Origin of the sequence: Roseomonas sp. KE2513 (assembly GCF_016107305.1) — a bacterium.
Taxonomy (GTDB): Bacteria; Pseudomonadota; Alphaproteobacteria; order Acetobacterales; family Acetobacteraceae; genus Roseomonas.
The window spans coordinates 83,132-100,213 of the sequence record NZ_RCVR01000018.1 but is presented as its reverse complement, the minus strand read 5'-3'; the positions used below and the strand labels follow the sequence as shown (position 1 = coordinate 100,213).

Sequence of the window (17,082 nt, the reverse complement as noted above, 5' to 3'; positions counted from 1 at the left end):
TTGGCCGAACGCCCGACGTGCTCTGTTCCTGCAAACTCTTCGCTCCTTGCCAGCCCAACCGCGGCCAGGTTTCCCTGCCCTGCCTATTCGTCACCTGAACCCGACGCCAGCTTTGAGCGGGTGGCTTCGCAGGAGGCAGCCAGAACACCTCGGTGCGAGCGGGTCCAGCCGGACGGCTCCGACGTCCACCCTCGGCGGTAAAGCGGACATCCGGACACAAGACCTCTACAGCCGCCTTCCACCCTACCCGACGCTAGCCTCCGGCTGGGAGTGATCGCTCGGAACGGCCGGCCTAAGCTGCAATTGACCTTGGTCCGAGGCACCCAGGGCATTAGCCCGTCGAGGCACGAAGAAAGCCTCTGTCGCCGCTTTCCGTTCGCGCCGTTCAGCGGCATCAGGGCGGCTCACTAGAGGAGCGCTCGGTGTCCCCGTCGTCCATCTTCGATGCTATCCCAGTGGTCGGGCCGCTCCTTGCCACCTTCGGCCCATACGGGGTGATCATCCCGCTCGGCTTGGTCGTCCTGTTGCTGTTCTTGGCGGGTCGAGCATTCCCTCGCCCGGCGACCCGACCAGACCAGGTGGCCGCCGTGAGCCGGCAGGAGGTGATGTGGCGGCCGAAGCGCGTTCTCAACCACGGCGAGGCGTCGGTTTATGCCAGCGCCTGCAGCGTTGCGTGCAGCATCGACCCGCACTGGAAGGTGTGGCCACAGGTGAGTCTGGGCGAAGTGCTCAGGACCGAGGGGCGCTCCGAGATAGATCGCGAGGCGTTTCGCTGGATCAACAGCAAGCGGGCCGACTTCCTCGTGGTGGACCGCGAGGGGTGGCCCGTGGCGGTAATCGAGTACCAGGGCAGCGGGCACTACCAGGGGAATGCGCGCGAGCGAGACACCGTGAAGCGGACGGTGCTGGCCCGCGCCGGCATTCGCTACATCGAGGTCGCCGCACCTTTTTGCAAACGCCGCCTTCACCTCGATGCGTTTCTCAGCGAGGAGCTCCGGGCAGCTGCTCCGTAGCACGGCACGCGCAAGCACATGGCTGAGCGAGCAGGCCATCGAGGGCGTCTAGCGCCGTTTCGAACGATATGTCGGGCCGCATTTGGCACTCCGGCACAACAGGCCACATCCCTGGAGCCGAATAGCTCGGGCATTGTCGTCTGGACTGGCTGGACTTGGCCTGGATGTTCTAGGGAAGCACGAGATCGAGCCTGCATAGGAGCTGCAAGTGCCCAGAAAGCGCGTGTCCACACCGAACAGGTCTCAGCATACCGAAGATCCGAACACCAGCAACGATCCGGTGCTTGCCCTTTACTGGAATTATTTCGTTGTAGCCCGACGCGCCTTCGAGATGGTCGAGGAGGCCAAGCGAGCCGCCGCGAACGCGAGGCCTGGCGAGCGCGAAGTCCACTTCTCGAGGTACCAAGCCTTCCTGCCGATGTGGCTCGCAGCCTTGTTCACCACATGCGAAGGCTTCCGAAAGGTCGGCGGCAAGAGGGCGCCTCTTGAGGCGCAGATGGACGCGCTTTTTGAGTCGCTGCGCACGGTGTGGCTGCACACGGTGAACTACCATGACGATGGCACCCAGAAGCAGGGCCGCGCCCCATTCTACGATCCCAAAGCCGGCTGGCTGCAGAAGGCAGCGGATCTGCACAACGCACTGGTCGACTTCTTTCGGGACCATGTCGTAGCTCTTTCAGAGCAGGCCGGGGGTGGCGTAGATAAGCACTGATCGCAGGCACCTCCGCCGCGGTCACCCAGCCTGTCAGCGACCCGGCGGCGTGCCTCCGTAGACAAAGAATACACGCCCGTTTGGTCCGCGGCGTGCCACACATTTCATGTTGATCCAGGTGTCGCGCTCAACGGCTTCCTGCATCACCCAGCCGCGAGGCCCGTTAGGCGTCTCGACCGGCAGAAAGCCGTTGCGGGCTGGCCCTGTCACGGCCACCCATGAAGAGACGTACCCCATGCGCGGCGCGGAGGTCGCGGGCTCCTGAAAAACGAAGGTTTGGGCCGACGGCCCTCCCCGGACACCCCAGCACCGCAGGCCAGGAGCATTCACGGCGTCGGGCACTGGGCGGCCAATGGCCTGCTGCGCCGACACTTCAGGAGAGAAGGTTGTAAGCACGATCACCATCGCGACGTGCGCCAGAAGCGTTCGCACTGGCATCATGACATCCTGGGAGCGCGACGCCGACGCTCCAACTCGAACAGGGAGGCCTCGGACCCGTTCATCATGAAGCTGGCGGCATCCTCGCCAGGTCGCAGGTTGCCGAGGGGGGCATACCGTTCCCACCGTTGAGCGGCCCGCGCGCGCTGGAAGAAGGGAAGTTGGCGATCATTCCCCGGTGGGCCACCCGAGACCTGCTGGTCTATGCGAAAAGCCAGCATATCCAGGACCAGGCAGTTGCGAACGTCCTGAGGTCGCTTGCCTGGCGCAATGGCCGATAGATAGCACTCGTCGATCGCTGCAATGACGCCCGCCATCCCCTGTCGAGCAGAGGCGAAGGTGTAGCGGTCCACGACGAAGTCAATCATCGCCGCGGCAGCCGGAGTAAGGCTCTCACGGCCGGTCACCATGCGGCCGGGCTGTGCGCCTGCAACGAGTGGCGCCGATGGACTGCTCATCTGACATGCCGTCAGGGTCAGAGACAGCAGGGCCACGCCTGCGAGCCGTTCAAAGCTAAGTCCGGTTCTCATCGGCGTTCCCGCTTCTCTTACCAAGGAGGCTTGGCATGTCCGACCCATCCGCGCTTTCGAGCGTCGAAGTCCGGCTTGTACGTTCGTTCAGGGACGAGATGTGCGTTGCTGGCTTAAGGGCCTCGAACTGCGGTGACCTTGCCGCATAGAGAACGATGCTGCCCTCATACCGGCATGCCGTGCGGATAAAGACGAGAAGTCGGTTGAAGTCCTTGTAGACCTTCTCGGCGTGTCCGCGGAACGTCAGCATCTGTCGAAAACCGGTCGCCCAACTCGGCCGTACGAACAGCTCGTACTCACCGTCTTCGCGGATCAGAACTGCAACCTGCTCGATCACAGCGCCCTTTGCGATGGATGTCGCAATTTCGTACTCACGGATTGTCGGTCTTGCCTTGTCAAGTTCAGGCTTGGTGTCGTGTGTTAGCGGAGCCGTTGCTGCAACGCGAGAAGGCTCCTCGCGGATCTCCGTCATCTCGCTGAGAAGCTCTTGCGCTCGGAGGCGCCAGTAACCATCCACCAAACGGGCAAGCGCCGTGTGGCTCAGGTCATCCCCTTGTTGCCGAAATATCGCGTCGGCAGGTCCCAAGGCTCCAGCCAAGAGGATCGCGAAGCCACTGCCACTATCGTAGTTCCAGATGGTCTGGGTTGATCCGGTAAGCTTGGTCACAGCCTTGAAGAACACGGGCGCGTTGGAGGGAAAATGCTCACCCTCGAAGGAGTGCCCGAACGCAGGAGCTTCTTCGAGGGTCACGCTAGACTTCACGTACATATCGCGGCAGCCGGCAGCCGCTAGAATATCGAAGCATCCTGCATGATCGGCTCGCTCGCACAGGATCATGGCTCTTGCGCATAGAGAGTGCTCAATGACGGCATCCAGCACGAGCGGAGCCATACTGGCGATGTCCGACGCCGTCCCTGTCACATGGGAGAGTTCGCGCTCGAGCCTAGTCTGCAGCTGATATCGGCGAACCTCGCGGACCAAACGCTCGCTCTCGTCCTGAACCCGTTGCAGGTCCTTCCCGAGCTCGTTGCACATCCTTCGATAATACATCAGTTCCTTCTCGGCCGCGGCGCGGACGGGCGTGTTCATCAGCCCCTCACCGAGTAGGTAGCCAGCACCCCGGTCCAGTCGAGAGGACGGCTCCGTCCGCAAAGCGGCGCGATCTCGACCCCTGAGTAGAATCCCAGAAACGGCGTGTCGTCTGGTAACGCCGCGGCAACGACGTCGGCCTCCTCCACCAGCGTCCCACTCATCGCACTCGCTCTACCGGCGCAGTCGATGTAGAGACGCAGGAATGGCTGACCTGCGCCATCACCACATGTCGTTGCTTTGGTGACGCGGTTATGTGCCATGTCCAGCATCATCGCCGGATCATTCTGCATCAGCTGCACAAGCGCACCTTTGTAGAAGTCGGGCTCGAAAAGTGTGATGCTTCCTTTGTCACGATCCGCGGTGACAATAAGGCGGTTCACATAGTCGTCCGGCGTGCCATCCTCCCACTGCTCACCCAGCTTGAGCCCGAGCGTCATGATCCTGCTCGGATGACCAGCAGTGTCCGTCAACGGCGCGTCAAGGTGGCCCTCGACGACATCGAGCGCGCGTCGGCCATCGAGTGTGTAGATCTCGGCGCCGTCGATGTCGGTCACCGACATGAAGGAGCTGATCGGCCGCGCGGCGCGCAGGATGATGGCGTCAGCAGTCACGCTCTCCGGAAATACAAGAGCCAGCGCAGCATGCCGCCTCACCGCCCCATTCAGCAGCATCCAGCCGTCGGTCAGGTTGAGGTCGGTCAGCAGTCCTCCCCCCATCGCGGCCATGCCGCCCGGCCACTCGGTCTGGAAGCCTTGCAGAAGGAGCCCGGCCGAGTGCAGGCGCCGCGGCTGAAATGAGAGCACGCTATCGTACAAGACCAGCACGGCCGCGTTGGAGCCATGCTGCTCGCGAACGAGGCGCCCCAGTTGGTGCCCAGCTTCGAGATCGCCGTGCGCGAGCAGATCAACGTAATGGGTGCGCGGAGCGAACTCGGGCGACATGAATGCAACCATGCCGATCTCTGACCCAGAGCAGCTACTGCCCTCAGTGACGATGATGCCCGCACAGGCTCCGCCGACGACGCAGCTCTGCGGATACACTCCGGCGATCGTTTCCACGATGACTTCCGGCGTATGCTTCCCACCGCCAAAAACGAGGAGCATGGTTGGACACGCGCTCGTCGCTCGCCTTAGTTGCTCGCAGCAGCTGAATGTCACCGCATGGGTCGAAGCACCTCGCGCACTGACGACGATGATGCCACTCTCCTTGCGGTAGTATGATTGAGGGCCCTCCCTCCGCCCTCCTGACGTTTCGGCAGCCTCCTCTATCGTCCGGATACGATTCATGCAGGAAGTCTCTCCACGTCGTATCATTAATGATACGTAGGGGCTTATCCTGTGATAAGCTTGCATTTTATCACTTGAGGTTCAAGACTCTATTAACAGTTGCCTATAGGTTCTCCTGCGCGCTAGTCCTTCGCACCGAGACCGGTGTGTTGCTTCCCCCGAGCAGTCCAAAGGTGCCTGGTATGATAGCCTCGAGTATCGGTGAAAAATCCCTAAAATTCACGGCATCCCAGGACAGACCCTTCGTTGGCTCGCGTCTCGTGCCCGTGCGTTACCTCTGCAGGGTTCCACCTGGGATGAACGTGCGGAACCCGCTGCGGCGTACCGACCAGAGTGCGCCATGTCTGTTGCACTCCATGAAGGTGAGTGTCGGCATCGCTTAGAACGCTGCGCTGGCAAGAAAGACGACACATGCACCTGCCGAGCAGACCCCCGGGCATTTCTGCACTGACCTCCACGGCGTCGCAGATCATCGTGCTCGGGTATGCCGAACTCAAGGACCTCGATCGGAAAGTCGCGGACGTCTGCCACAGGATCCGGCTGCTGGACGATCAGTATCAGGCTGCGACCCGAATGGTCGCAGAAGCGGATAGCCGGGGTGATCAGAATGCCTCCGATCGCTTCGAGCGGGAGTGTGCTCGTTCGGCCGAGCGTTTCCTCGACGCCTTGGTCGAACTGGGTTCGACAACGGCCACGTCGCTCGTCGGGATCGGCTTCAAGGCCGCGACGCTTGCTCACTTCCTGCCTCGTTTTCGCGACGAGGTAGCGGAGGAGCACCTGCTGCTGGTGGCGGCTTTCGCCGACGAGGTTTCAGCGTACTATCCGAGGGCACTTGCACGCGGCGAGCAAGAGGAACCCCCCTTGTGCTTCGAAAGCGATGAACTGCGTGCGCTCACCTTCTCTATTGCCGACTACATCTCCAAGCGTGAAGCCTTGCTGGTCTCATTGGCAGCCGCTGCACAGAGCTGCGCGCCCGAACCCGTGCATGCGGTGCCGGGTGAGGCAGAGTACCTCGATAAGGAAAGGTGGCTGGCTGCGCAGCTGATGACGCTGGCTCACCAAGACCTTCACAGCATCACGGAGTTGCTCGGGTTGGCCGGCATCGTCGCCTGTCTCGCGCGGCAGGATCCCGGGGCGGCGATATCGAACTTCGTTATCATTCTCGGCCTCAAGCTCTGCGACACGGTGCTCGTTCGCCTCGTCGTTTGAAATGGGATGGCGCGCCGTTCGCGCCACCGACCGGCACCATGGGATCGTCAAGGTTTGGACGAGGCCCATGAAGCGCATCCTTCTGGCGACGTGCATTGCGTCGCTCCCCGCCTACGCGTTTGCCAATCCCCTCTGTGGCATGCCGGCTTCGGCAGAGATTCCTCCTGCCCTTGCAGCTGCGGCCCCGCTCGCCCTGCCACAGCCTGTCCCGGGAACAGCACCGTCCGCCGCCCGCCCCGCGGGCGCCGACGTCCTTCCAACGCTGCCGGTTCAGCCGCCCCGCGCCGAGGCCGCCGCCGCTACCCCCTCACCCTCCCTGAATGCCTCGGTGCTGCGGCACATCGCTGCTTCTGGTGCTTCGCTCCAGGATCTCGGTGTTCGCGACGGCCTCCGCATGGTCGTGGCTCGCTCCGCAGCCGAGTTCATGCTGCTCAGCGTCGCCCCCTCGGGCGAGGCCATGGTCGCCGGCATCCCGGCGGACCTGTCGGTGACCCGTCTGCGTGAGATCGCGGGCGCCGGCGTCACCGAGCTCGGCGATCGCCACGGTCTGCGTGGCTTCCTTGTTCGCAGCGGGGAGGCCTTCCAGGTCTTCTACGCCACGCCCAACGGTGAGCGCGTCATCCCTGGGGTGATGTGGGACGCCACGGGAAAAAACCTCAGCCGCGAGCAGGTATCGTCGATCGAAGGCGCCATTCCCACTGTCACCATCGGCGACGTTCCCAGCACCGCGACCCCTGCCGCAAGCCCGAGCCCTCGCCCCGTCACTCCTCCGGTAGCCCGCGTCGCGGCCGCGGCGCCGTCGCGAGGTACGCTGGCAATCGCCGAACGCACGGCAGCTGGGTCGGTCGGCAACCCCTCAGCTCCCCATGTCTGGATGTTCGCCGATCCGCAGTGCGGCTACTCGGTCCAGGCGATGCAACGCCTACAGCCGTTGGTCGCCAGCGGTAGGGTCCGGGTTTCGGTGGTGCCAGTGGCAATCCTCGACCACCAGAATGCCGGGCGCAGCACGGCGGACAGCTTGGCGATGCTGAGCCGTCCCACCGAGCAGATGGTGCAGGCCTGGAGCCGCGGCGACCTCCGGGACCCTCCCGCACCGGAAGCGGCAGCGCGGCTGCGGGGCAACATGGAAGCGGCACAGTCCATCGGCCTCCGGGGGACACCGACCCTGGTGTGGCGACGGGCGGACGGGAGCGAGGGGCGGCAGGATGGCATGCCGTCCGATCTCGACGCTCTCGTCGCCTCCATGCAGGGAGGCTGAGCATGTCGATCGACCTCGGCCCCGGTCTGCGGGATGCCGCCAAGGAACCCCGGGGGCGCATGAGCTGGGTGTTGGCAGGTCCCCGATGGGTGCTCCGCCGCTCCGGTGAAGCGGCAGGCACGGGAGAGATCCGTGGCGGGGCCCGGCTGATCCGTCACCTCGCGGCGGCGCTGCGTCGCGGGCAGCCGGTAGGGGCGGGCCCCATTGCAGACGAGTACGGCCGGCTGGATGTCGCGGCGACGGCGTTCGTCATGGGGATCTCCGACAACGAGCTGCGGAGGATCTGGGCTGCCCGCCGCAAGCAGTCAGCGCGGGTGGCCTGGGGTTGCTTCGTGGCCGGCTGGGGTTTCCTAGCGCTCTGGGCCTGGCAGGCGATGGGCACGCCGTGGTCGCAGGAGCGGGTCTGGGCAGCCGTGCAGTTTCTGCCCTTCTGCGCGGCATTCTTCGTGCTGTCGTTCCGCAACGCCTGGCAGAACTGGCAGCTGCGGACGGAACAGATAGGCTCGGCCGGCGACTACCTCCGCACGACCGAGCCCTTCTGGCCAAGCGCGGGTTAGAACGTGCCCGGCGGTGCGGCGGTCGAGCCACCGGCCGCCCCGGTCGCCCAGGGGGCGCGTTCGTAGTCCGGCCGCCCCGCCAGGGCACCGGGATCGTGGGGCCGGACGATGGTGCCGTTGCGGTTCACGACTGGGGGCGCCCAGGTTGCGTTTACCGAGCCGGGCGACGCGAAGGGATCGTAACTCGGGTGCTGGACGGTCGGGGCAGCCGGGGCCGTGTAGCTGCTGACCGAGCGGATATTGCCTCCGCTGCAAGCGCCGAGGGCAAGTGCAGCGACGAGGAGGAGGGTTGAGGAGCGGCGCATAGGTCCATCCTGGTTGATGACACATGCTGCCGGTGAGCGGCGCGAACGAGGCTGCCTACTTGTCGCCTTGCTTGAGGCGCTCGTTCTCCTCCCGTAGGTCGGCAAGTTGAGACGACATACGGGCGACGGCCAGTTCCAAGTCTTCGAGTTGGCCCGTTCTATCGCTCAGCATCGCATTGAGGCCACGTTCAGCCCGCTCCAGGGAAGCGAGTTCCACTTGGCGCTTCACGTCCTGCGCCTCCAGCTCGGCAACCCGGGCGAGCAGCTGGTCGCGCTCGGCCGTCAGTGCCGTGCTGTGCTCACGCCACTGCTCGATGGATCTCTCCTTCGAGCGAACAGAGGCCCTCCAGCCGTCAATGACTTCGTGGACTTCTGCAGCATCGTAGGTCTTGCGACGTGGCGGTTCGGGATTGAAGGCGCGCCGGGTGAACTCCGCCATCCTCCTGTCGCGATCAGCCGCCATGCGACCAAGAAGATAGCCGGCACCACCGCTGATCCCAGAAGTCAGCCCACCTGCTTCATCGTCGTCCATTCTACCCGTCCCGAGGCGAACCCGATTGATCGGTCTGCGCTCTCATCGTGCTGTCCATACCCTCAGGGGTTGCAGCCGTACTACCATGCTGTCCACCTTCAGCCATGAGACGAGAAGACCCAAGCTTTTTCTTTCCCTGATCGGCCGTTTCGGCCACCGCATTTTCGATGCTCTTCAGCGCTCCGGCAGCCCCGACTAAGGCGGCATCCCGGCTGAAGCCGTCCATATCGACCCGGTTGGCCGGGAGGAACCCGATCAGGCGGGGAACGTGGTGCGGCACGAGTGAGATCATCCGGAAAGACATGATCGCCAACACGACGTGACAGAGCACGAAGATGCACATCAGGACGATCACGCCGATGACGTTGGTCACCACCCAGCCGTTGCCCAGCACGAAGCCGGCCGCCACTCCGAACCCCTGACGCAGCAGCCATGACATGCTGGCAAAGATGAAGTAGCCCAGGAACAGCCCGAGTAGCATCAGGACGGGCCGGAACAGGACGTTGAAGGCCAGCGAGTACCCTTCGGTCGCCTTCCCGTGGAGGCCCTCGCCCCGCATGGTCATGTGCGCCAGCATCCAGAGCGGCACGGCGATCACGGCCTCGCACACCAGGATCAGCCACCCCGCCACCCCTGCCAGCCAGATCAGGAAGGGGATCATCGGCAGCACGTAGGCGATGGTCAGGCCGGGGAGCAGCAGTCCACTGGCTAGGGCGAAGATGGCGGGAGAGAAGAACTCCAGTGCCTTCCCGATGCCGGCCGAGGTGGCGCCGAGCAGCCCGCCAACCAGGGGGACACCCCCTGTGGCCGTGGTGGTGGCCTCGGCGCCGCCGACCGCGACCCCCGCCGCGCCCAGAGCCCCAAGGCCGGCCGTGATCATGGCGTGGCCGACCTGCATCAGGCTGCCGAAGGGGTCCGTCCAGACGCTGCCCCCCGGGGCAAGCAGGTAGTTGGTGATGATCCCCAGGAGGGATTCACCCAGGTTCATGTAGCGGAACAGGCGGTCGATCAGCCCAGCGCCGTCCTCTGCGGGCGAGGCGCCAGCAAAGAGGGTGGCACCGCCGATCGGCGTGTTCACCTGGTCGACCGTCGCGACGTGGGCCGTCATCCGGTTCATGAAGGTCTCCACTGCCGCAGTGAAGGGCAGCAGGTCGGCCGTCAAAGCCTGCCCAAGGCCTTGGCCGGTGGGCTTGGTGACGGAGGGCACAGAGCTCATCAGCGACAGGGTGGCCCCGTTGAGCCGGCTGAACTCGAGGTAGTAGGCGCCGGCGGAACTCCAACCCAGCGCCGCGAGGCGGGTCTGGCTGGCGTCGGCGTTGGCCCCGCTGCCGCGAGCGTCGGCCATGGTGTTGCGCAGCTGGCTCATGGCCTGAGTAGCGGCGGCGGTGAGGCGGGTGGTGTAGTCCGCGGTGGCGGCCATCAGCACGCCCTGAAGGGGTTCAAGCGCGTTGGCCCGACGGGTGGCGTAGAGCAGTTGCGCGGCCTGCTGGACCCCGGGCCGGATGCTGGCCTCGATCACGGTGGTCAGGATCTCGCGCTGCTTGGTGCCCATATCGAGGCTCACCCCGGCCACGGCTCCGTCGTTGCCGCCCGAAACCTGCAGGGTGACCGAGCCGCACACCGGCGCGCCGGACTCGTTGCCGGCCGAGAGGCGGTAGTTCCACGTCTCGTAGGTGATGGAGCGGGTGTTGCGGGTGGCGGTATACCGGGTCACCACCGGAGTGGGTGCGGGCACGAGGCCGGGGTTGTTGGAAGCGGCGTTGACCAGGGCGCGGCAGAACTCGTTGCGGATCAGGCCCGCCACGATGGTTCGCGTGCCCGGGACGATAGGGTCGGCGATCACTCGGGCGTCCGCGCCGATGGCTTGCACAGCGCTGGTGTAGACGGCGCGGGCCATGCCGATGCCCCACATGGACGCCTGCACCACGGCCGCCTGCCCGGCACTGAAGCCGCTGGCCAGGGGGAACATGAAGATGGCAGCGAAGCCCAGCCGCAGGGCGAACATGCCGCTCATGCCGTCCGTGAGCAGGCGGCCGGTCTCGGCGCCGCGCCACATCTGCATGATCAGCGAGTAGATCAGGAACACCATGGCAATAGTGGACACGAAGCCGGTCAGGTAGCGGACCAGGGTGCCGACGACGGTGGCGGCGTTGCCGGTGCTGACGGTGCCGGAGGTGCCGCCGACTGGGAACACGGAGCGAACCACCGTGGCGGCCCAGTCGTCGCCGGGGTCGAGAGCCGACCAGCTCATATCTACGCCCGTTTGGGCGAGGGCAGGGCCGGCGAGGAGCAGCGCCGGCAGCAGCAGTCCTAGGAACAGTGTGGGCGGTGGGTGGCGCATCGCATCCTCGCGGGCGGGGTTCCCCGCGAGGATGCGACCGGGCGACGCGAACGGCGCCTAGGGGCCGGGGGACGGGCTGGAGGAGGCGGAGGCGCGTGGCTCGCCCTGGAGGGTGGTGCGGACCGCCTCGGTGGCCCGCCGCACGAGGTCGGCGAAGCGCTGGCCGAGTTCCTCCATCACGTTCTTGCCCTCCTGGCGGGCCGGCACCTGGGAGGCGGCCTCGCCGATCTGGGCATCGAGGCGCTCGAAGCGACCGGTCAAAACCCCTTGGTCCGGGCGCTTGAGCAGGACCGCCTCGGCAGTTTGCCGATCGGCGCCGTACTGCTTCACCGCCGAAACGGCAGCGTCATAGGCGGCAGCGACCCCCTTCTCCTGGACGAGCGCGTTGTTGAACTGCGTGCGGAGTTCGGCGTGGCGGCCGCCTTCGCGCATCTCGGACAGCACGCCCTGGATTCCCTGGGGATCGGACCGAGCGGCCTCGTTGATGCGAGCCATGACGCCGGCACCGGCCTCCTGGGCAAAGCCCCGCAGCGCCTCGACAGCCTTCTGGCCTGACTTCTCGGCCAGCTTCAGGGCAGAGTCGTCGTGGAACCGGCTAACCACGCGTTCGATGCGTTCGCCGATGGGGGTCGGGGGCTGATCCCAGGGTAGTCGGACTTCGGCGCGCGGGTCGGCCATCATGACGATTGCGCGGCCGAGGACGCCGCCGCCCCGAACAGTGGTCGTGGACTCTTGTGCCGATGCCGGCGGACCGGCGGCAGCCGGCTGGGCTTCCGGAGGACGGGACGGACCAGAGGTCTGCTGCAGAGGCACACCGGGCGTGCTGGCCGGGGAAGCGGCCTGCGGACCTTCGCCAGGTGACCTGGCCGCTTGCACCCGCTCCTCTGACTTCGGAGAGGCGACCGCCGCCTGGGCCTGCGCCGCTTCGGCTGCCCGCGGTGGCGGGGTGTCGGGTGCCGGGCGCGGCGGAGCAGGCGGCGGGCCGAGCAGATCCAGCTTGCGCTCGAGGGGCTCAATCTTGTCCAGCACGGCCGGCCGGTTCTGATCCCCACCCTCGCGGCCGACCTCGACGGCGAGACGCCGGATATCGCCTGCCAGCTTGGGGTCGTTGAGCTTGGGGACCTCCCGGAGCATGTCGTGGATACGCTGGTTGGTCAGGCCCGGAGCCGTCGTGGCCAGTTGCTCAAGCTCGGAGCGCAGTCGATCGGGCATGCCTGCCGCAGGCCCGGCCAGGCGCGCGAAGTCCTGGTAGACGTAGGCGACCCGGGTACGGAAGGTGGCGTCGGCCAGCACAGCGGCGTTCTGGCTGTTCATAGCCAGAGCCTCGATCTGCTGGTTCAGCCTTGGATCATGGGCGGCGATCGCTTGCCGGTGCTGATCCATGCGCTCGATCAGCTCCCGAAGCGGGTCCTTCCCGACAGGGGAAGCCGGCGGCGCCTGCGGCGCGGCGGGCATGGTGGCGGACATCGTGGGCTTCCTCAGTTCACAGCGATTGTGGGGGAAGGCATGGGCGTGAAGCCGGTGAAGCCGCGCTCGACATCCACCGCGAGGTTGGCGGCATCGACGGCAGTGGATTGCATCTGCTGGCGGAGACTGGCGAGCGCGAGGTAGTTCGACAGCGCCAGCTGCTGCGCGATTTCCCGGTTGACCGCGGCCGGGGTCATCGCTTGCAGCGACGCCGCCCAGCCCACGTCCGAGAAGCGTCGCTCGACCTCTAGCGCCAACACCTGCATCCACGAGCCCGCGGCTGGCGGCTCGACCCCGCGTGCCCGAAGCTGGGCCTGCTGCGCCTCGTTCAGCGTCACGGTGGGCGCTTGCAGCGCGATCTGATGGCTGAACACCGACCGGGACAGCGACATGCGGGCGTCATAGGCGCGCCGCCGCGCCGCGGCGTCCTGGCCCTCAACCGACGTCAGGTGGTCACCGCGCAGGGCGGCCGGGACAATGGGTTGCACGACGTTGGTGGCGTAGTCGTTGGCCGCGTTCACCTGATCTCCGTCCGCGTAGACCTCGCGGACGAAGCTGACGGCCCGAACGTCGGCGTTCGGGCGCGGCGAGAGTGTGCACAGCCCGGCCGCCGCCTCGTCCTGATCGCAGTAGCGCGACAGGTGCGTGGCGTTGGACGCCGTCATGGACTGCGCTTGCCCGAACCACGCGGGCGTGTTGGGCCCGCCCTCGCCGCGGGCGTCCATGACATCGGCGATTGCCGTGGCGATGCGCGCACCCTGGATCTGAGATTGGTTGGTAGACTGACCGCTGTCCAGGGCGAGGCAGGCCTGCGGCGAGGCTGTGTGCTCGTCGCGGATCTCGGTATTGCGGAGATCGCGGGCAACGCGCGCGTTGGCCATGTTGGAGGCGTCGGCGATCTGCTGGACGGCTCCGATCTGGGCGCGCTGGTAGTTGGCCGTCTGTGTGAAGCCATCGCCCAAGCGGTCGTTCAGCTGGTTGCCGACGCCCGTGAGGCGATCGCTGATGAGATTACCGATGTTGGTGACGTTGTCGTAGACCTTGTCGATCGCGCTGGTCATCGCGTTCTGCGCCTGCTGGAGCAGGAAGTGCGTGATGGCGTCGAAAGTTGGCCACTCGGCATGGGCGATTCTGGGCGCCACGACGAGCAGCCCGCCCGTCATGACGAGGACGGCGGCCGTGGACTTCAAGCGGCTACGCATGAGCTATGTCCTTCCTCACGTTAACGGCCCGTGCTGGGCAGGGTGTATCCGGACGGCGGTAGGGGAGAGCCGTTGACGTAGAGGCTGCCGGTGGTGTTCGCGCCAGTGCCGATCGAGCCGATGGGCGGGCCACCGGCGCCGAAGCTCAGGCGCGGGCACATGACGCCGCCGCCGAAACCCCCGAATCCCAGGTTGAAGCCAGATACGGTGAGGCCGCACTGCGCCGAGCCCAGAGCCGACTGCCATGCTTGGTTCACGGCGGCGCAGAGCTGTCCCTGCACAGCGTCGAGCAGGGAGGTCGGATCGAGCAGGTTGGCGATGACGTTGAGGCCGACGCCGCGGAAGAAGCCGTCCAGGCAGGTGAGGTTCTTCACGCTGCTGGGCGGCCGGATCGCGGCGTCGTCGGCCTGCACGCGCGCGGAGATCGCGTCGGCGGCGGCCTGGGTGAGGGCGGCGCAGCCAACGCTCCCGGTGCTCTGAGCATGAGCCAGGACGGGTATGCTCAGGACCGCCAGGGTAAGAGCGGTGCGCCGCATGGCGAGGAGGGCGAGCCGACGCATCACGCAGCCTCCTTCGCCGGCTCGCCGCAGGCGTCCAGCAGCACCTGCAGGCGCTCGGGGGCAAAGATGCGGCCGAGGAGGTCCTGGCGGTGCAGGGCTTCGAGGACCGTGCGGATGAAGCGGCCCGCCTCGGTGCTTTCACTCCTCAGCAGCAGGGCCTGAACATCGCCCGCGGCGTCGCCAGTCGCCCCGTCGAGCCATTCCACCAGCCGTAAGAGACGGGCGACACCGAGCTGGGCCAGCACCTCCCGGGCGGTCGCCCCTTCGTCCTCCCCAATCCCGCCGCCGATCTGCTCGGCACTGGCCGCGTCCAAGGCTTGGCCTAGGTCACTGAGCAGCGCCCGGATCTCCGAGGCATCTTCCAGTGGCCGGAAGACTGGCGCCCCTGTTCCCGCGAAGCGGGGCTCGGTTCGCTGGAGCCACTCCAGCACATTGGATCGTTCCAGATCGGGCATTGCCGGGCGTCCTTCCACTCGTGGGAAGGGCAGGGTGCCGGTGGCCGACGCGAACGGCGCGGGCCTAGCGTGAGATGGTGACGGTGCCTTGGACCAGGGTCATCCGCAGTCCGAGGGGGCGAATGGCGTCCTGCAGGGCACGGTTCCAGGGTTTCTCGCCGACCCAAGACACAGGAGCACTCGGGTCGATATTATCGGTGTAACGTACTGAAAAAGCAGCCGGAACGATTTGACGGGCGGCAAATGACAGCGGAACGTCCGTCCCGAATCCTCGCGCTGCCGTGAAGAAAACGCTAGGCCTAGCCGTCCGGCGGACGGAGGGCGCTGAATTCGTTCGATTCTCCGTCACATCGGCGGGGGAACCGTCCACCGGCCGCCCGGTGCTGACGGCCGGTCCCTGTGGCGGCCCGGAGGGCGAGAGACGGAAGTCGACTGAGAGTGCTTGGGGAGTGAGCAGGTGTGTCGTGAGAAGCAATGCTGTTGCCAGAGCCATCGGAGCCTCCTTCGTTCTGAGAACGCTGGACTGGATTGGCGCGAACGACAGGGCCGAACCGCTGAGTTTCCGAGCGCGCCGACTTCCGGAACCCTTCGGGTACGAACGATCGGGACGTTGAGATGCGATTTGGGCTGGGGGGGGACTGGGCCATGACCAGGAGAAAGGCTGAAGCTCCGGAAGCCGAGCGGGAAAAAGACGTCTTCCTCGTCGAGGTCGGCAAGCGCGTGCGTGAGCGGCGGATCAGCCTCAAGCTGACGCAGAACCAAGCTGCCGATGCCTGCGGCGTGCCGCAGACGCTGATCTTCTCGACCGAGGCCGGCCTGCAGAACCTCACCTTGAAGACGCTGGCGAAGTTGGCGAAGGGCTTGGAAACGACGGAGCGTGACCTCATGCCGGTCACGCCCGAGGTGCTCGAGCAGGAGAGGCCGCCCCCCCAAACACTGGCCGAGGTCATCGAGAAGCTGGACCGGGTAACCCAGGAGGCCGCCCGGCTGAGCCAACTTGCATCCTTCCTGCTCAAGCAGGCGCAGCACACTGCGCAGCCGCCGCCGGCCGAAGGAGGGAACTCCACTACATAGTAGGGCATACTCACTCTCGGCGGTTGCAGGTGACCAATAGGAGCGATTTTCGCGCGATAACTCTTTTTACATAGTTGCGGCAACTCGCGGTGATGTGTCAGAACGTGAGCACGGAAGGTGGAGAGCCGCTGTGTCCCTGTTGCATGCCCCAGTTGCCGCTCCGGCCCTGCCGGTCACTTCCCTGGCGGGGGAAGCAGTCCTGCAGGTCGGGTGGCGCTACGACACGGCACTTGAGGGCATGGCGGCCAAGGGCCACGGCGTCGCGGCCATCAGCACCTTTCTCGGCGTCGATGCTGCCTTCGTGCTGGAACGCGTCCTCGTGCGGGGGTTGGCGACCCCGCACGACGGAGCACTCCGCACCCGCCGGCATCCGAAAGCCTGGCCAGTCACTCACTTCCGGCGTTTGGTCGACTGCTGGCTCGATGGCTGGAAAGCGGCGAGCACTGCCAAGGCTCTCGGCCGAAGCGTCAACAGCATCTACGCGCAGGTGCGACGGCTTGGCCTGCCCCGCCGCCCTCGCCGAGAGCTGCACCACCCCGCGCCCGACGTAATCGAGCGGATGCAGCAGGAATGGGGGTCTCTCAAAGACACCTACCGCGATCTCGTCAGCCCGCCCGATTCTACCCTGGTCCAGATCATAACCAGGGCCAATGGCGACATTCTGCGCATCGAGCGCAACGCGAACCGCAACGAGATCAGATGGACGCCGGCGCTCGACCACGAGATTTCGGAGCGGAGCTGGGCCAACCAGCACTACAAGGCGATCGCTAAGGCGCTCAACATCTCGCACCGCGCCGTCCGCACCCGACTGTCCCTGCTTGGCATGCCTTCTCACGACCGGGAGGACCTGGTCGAGCACTACGACCCGGCGACCGGCAAGGAGCGGATGCGCCGCTCCGGCTACCGCTGGCGAGAGTGCAGCTTCCGCAAGGGCCAGTACTTCTGGTCGTCCCACTGGGGGGAAACGACCAGCAGGGTCGCGAAGAAGTCCAAGGTCTACCAGGAAGCCCACCTGACGGCCTTCTGACTTTCTCGCCCAGCACCGCGCGC

General features: G+C 65.9%; 17 protein-coding genes. 7 read left to right on the top strand and 10 right to left on the bottom strand.

What is annotated here, in order from left to right; genetic code table 11:
• The first annotated feature begins 422 nt into the window (after window positions 1-422).
• Together D9599_RS18305 and D9599_RS18300 are read left to right on the top strand one after the other, a co-directional pair.
• Window positions 423-1,013, top strand: coding sequence for a DUF2726 domain-containing protein (locus D9599_RS18305; protein ID WP_198382718.1), 591 nt, complete (start codon window positions 423-425; stop codon window positions 1,011-1,013).
• A 208-nt stretch (window positions 1,014-1,221) separates the two neighbouring features.
• The gene (locus D9599_RS18300; RefSeq protein WP_198382717.1) at window positions 1,222-1,725 is read left to right on the top strand and encodes a hypothetical protein; all 504 of its coding nucleotides are present in this window, start codon (window positions 1,222-1,224) and stop codon (window positions 1,723-1,725) included.
• Window positions 1,726-2,162: 437 nt separating this feature from the next.
• Here D9599_RS18300 and D9599_RS18295 read toward each other — a convergent pair whose 3' ends face one another.
• The 3 genes from D9599_RS18295 to D9599_RS18285 are packed head-to-tail and all read right to left on the bottom strand — an operon-like array spanning window position 2,163 to window position 4,889.
• Window positions 2,163-2,693 carry a hypothetical protein gene (locus tag D9599_RS18295; protein ID WP_198382716.1) on the bottom strand — a complete coding sequence of 177 codons (531 nt, stop codon included), beginning with the start codon at window positions 2,691-2,693 and terminating at the stop codon, window positions 2,163-2,165.
• Window positions 2,677-3,783 carry a hypothetical protein gene (locus D9599_RS18290; protein ID WP_198382715.1) on the bottom strand — a complete coding sequence of 369 codons (1,107 nt, stop codon included), beginning with the start codon at window positions 3,781-3,783 and terminating at the stop codon, window positions 2,677-2,679. The genes D9599_RS18295 and D9599_RS18290 overlap by 17 nt, the downstream gene beginning before the upstream one ends.
• Window positions 3,783-4,889: an FIST C-terminal domain-containing protein gene (locus D9599_RS18285; protein WP_198382714.1), complete on the bottom strand. Its 1,107-nt coding sequence runs from the start codon at window positions 4,887-4,889 to the stop codon at window positions 3,783-3,785. The genes D9599_RS18290 and D9599_RS18285 overlap by 1 nt, the downstream gene beginning before the upstream one ends.
• A gap of 594 nt (window positions 4,890-5,483) precedes the next feature.
• Here D9599_RS18285 and D9599_RS18280 point away from each other — a divergent pair.
• From D9599_RS18280 to D9599_RS18270, 3 genes are all read left to right on the top strand, one after another.
• Entirely contained in the window at window positions 5,484-6,281 is a 798-nt protein-coding gene (locus D9599_RS18280) for a hypothetical protein (protein WP_198382713.1), read from the top strand.
• A 67-nt stretch (window positions 6,282-6,348) separates the two neighbouring features.
• A complete protein-coding gene (locus tag D9599_RS18275; protein WP_232480650.1) occupies window positions 6,349-7,539 on the top strand; it encodes a hypothetical protein in 1,191 nt (396 codons plus the stop codon).
• Between the two features lie 2 nt (window positions 7,540-7,541).
• Entirely contained in the window at window positions 7,542-8,096 is a 555-nt protein-coding gene (locus D9599_RS18270) for a hypothetical protein (protein WP_198382712.1), read from the top strand.
• Here the strand turns inward: D9599_RS18270 and D9599_RS18265 are convergent.
• Genes D9599_RS18265 through D9599_RS18235 form a run of 7 tightly spaced genes read right to left on the bottom strand, consistent with a single transcriptional unit; the run spans window position 8,093 to window position 14,958 of the window.
• A complete protein-coding gene (locus D9599_RS18265; protein WP_198382711.1) occupies window positions 8,093-8,401 on the bottom strand; it encodes a hypothetical protein in 309 nt (102 codons plus the stop codon). The genes D9599_RS18270 and D9599_RS18265 overlap by 4 nt on opposite strands.
• 55 nt (window positions 8,402-8,456) lie before the next feature.
• Window positions 8,457-8,933 carry a hypothetical protein gene (locus D9599_RS18260; protein ID WP_198382710.1) on the bottom strand — a complete coding sequence of 159 codons (477 nt, stop codon included), beginning with the start codon at window positions 8,931-8,933 and terminating at the stop codon, window positions 8,457-8,459.
• Between the two features lies 1 nt (window position 8,934).
• Entirely contained in the window at window positions 8,935-11,274 is a 2,340-nt protein-coding gene (locus tag D9599_RS18255; RefSeq protein ID WP_198382709.1) for a DotA/TraY family protein, read from the bottom strand.
• Between the two features lie 57 nt (window positions 11,275-11,331).
• On the bottom strand, window positions 11,332-12,741 hold the full coding sequence (locus D9599_RS18250; protein ID WP_198382708.1) for a hypothetical protein: 1,410 nt from the start codon (window positions 12,739-12,741) through the stop codon (window positions 11,332-11,334).
• 11 nt (window positions 12,742-12,752) lie between these two features.
• A complete protein-coding gene (locus D9599_RS18245) occupies window positions 12,753-13,943 on the bottom strand; it encodes a hypothetical protein (protein WP_198382707.1) in 1,191 nt (396 codons plus the stop codon).
• A gap of 20 nt (window positions 13,944-13,963) precedes the next feature.
• Entirely contained in the window at window positions 13,964-14,503 is a 540-nt protein-coding gene (locus D9599_RS18240; RefSeq protein WP_232480649.1) for a hypothetical protein, read from the bottom strand.
• Complete coding sequence (locus D9599_RS18235; protein WP_198382706.1) at window positions 14,503-14,958, bottom strand: hypothetical protein; 456 nt, start codon at window positions 14,956-14,958, stop codon at window positions 14,503-14,505. The genes D9599_RS18240 and D9599_RS18235 overlap by 1 nt, the downstream gene beginning before the upstream one ends.
• Before the next feature lie 645 nt (window positions 14,959-15,603).
• On the opposite strand from D9599_RS18235, the gene D9599_RS18230 reads away from it, so the two are divergent.
• On the top strand, window positions 15,604-16,032 hold the full coding sequence (locus tag D9599_RS18230; protein WP_198382705.1) for a helix-turn-helix domain-containing protein: 429 nt from the start codon (window positions 15,604-15,606) through the stop codon (window positions 16,030-16,032).
• Between the two features lie 130 nt (window positions 16,033-16,162).
• On the top strand, window positions 16,163-17,059 hold the full coding sequence (locus tag D9599_RS18225) for a hypothetical protein (protein ID WP_198382704.1): 897 nt from the start codon (window positions 16,163-16,165) through the stop codon (window positions 17,057-17,059).
• The last annotated feature ends 23 nt before the right edge of the window (window positions 17,060-17,082 follow it).

Coding starts and splice junctions, on each gene's coding strand:
- D9599_RS18285 (WP_198382714.1), bottom strand. CDS start 4,889: ATGCTCCTCGTTTTTGGCGGTGGGAAGCATACGCCGGAAGTCATCGTG.
- D9599_RS18280 (WP_198382713.1), top strand. CDS start 5,484: ATGCACCTGCCGAGCAGACCCCCGGGCATTTCTGCACTGACCTCCACG.
- D9599_RS18275 (WP_232480650.1), top strand. CDS start 6,349: ATGAAGCGCATCCTTCTGGCGACGTGCATTGCGTCGCTCCCCGCCTAC.
- D9599_RS18245 (WP_198382707.1), bottom strand. CDS start 13,943: ATGCGTAGCCGCTTGAAGTCCACGGCCGCCGTCCTCGTCATGACGGGC.
- D9599_RS18255 (WP_198382709.1), bottom strand. CDS start 11,274: ATGCGCCACCCACCGCCCACACTGTTCCTAGGACTGCTGCTGCCGGCG.
- D9599_RS18235 (WP_198382706.1), bottom strand. CDS start 14,958: ATGCCCGATCTGGAACGATCCAATGTGCTGGAGTGGCTCCAGCGAACC.
- D9599_RS18290 (WP_198382715.1), bottom strand. CDS start 3,783: ATGAACACGCCCGTCCGCGCCGCGGCCGAGAAGGAACTGATGTATTAT.
- D9599_RS18240 (WP_232480649.1), bottom strand. CDS start 14,503: ATGCGTCGGCTCGCCCTCCTCGCCATGCGGCGCACCGCTCTTACCCTG.
- D9599_RS18260 (WP_198382710.1), bottom strand. CDS start 8,933: ATGGACGACGATGAAGCAGGTGGGCTGACTTCTGGGATCAGCGGTGGT.
- D9599_RS18270 (WP_198382712.1), top strand. CDS start 7,542: ATGTCGATCGACCTCGGCCCCGGTCTGCGGGATGCCGCCAAGGAACCC.
- D9599_RS18250 (WP_198382708.1), bottom strand. CDS start 12,741: ATGTCCGCCACCATGCCCGCCGCGCCGCAGGCGCCGCCGGCTTCCCCT.
- D9599_RS18230 (WP_198382705.1), top strand. CDS start 15,604: ATGACCAGGAGAAAGGCTGAAGCTCCGGAAGCCGAGCGGGAAAAAGAC.
- D9599_RS18265 (WP_198382711.1), bottom strand. CDS start 8,401: ATGCGCCGCTCCTCAACCCTCCTCCTCGTCGCTGCACTTGCCCTCGGC.
- D9599_RS18295 (WP_198382716.1), bottom strand. CDS start 2,693: ATGAGAACCGGACTTAGCTTTGAACGGCTCGCAGGCGTGGCCCTGCTG.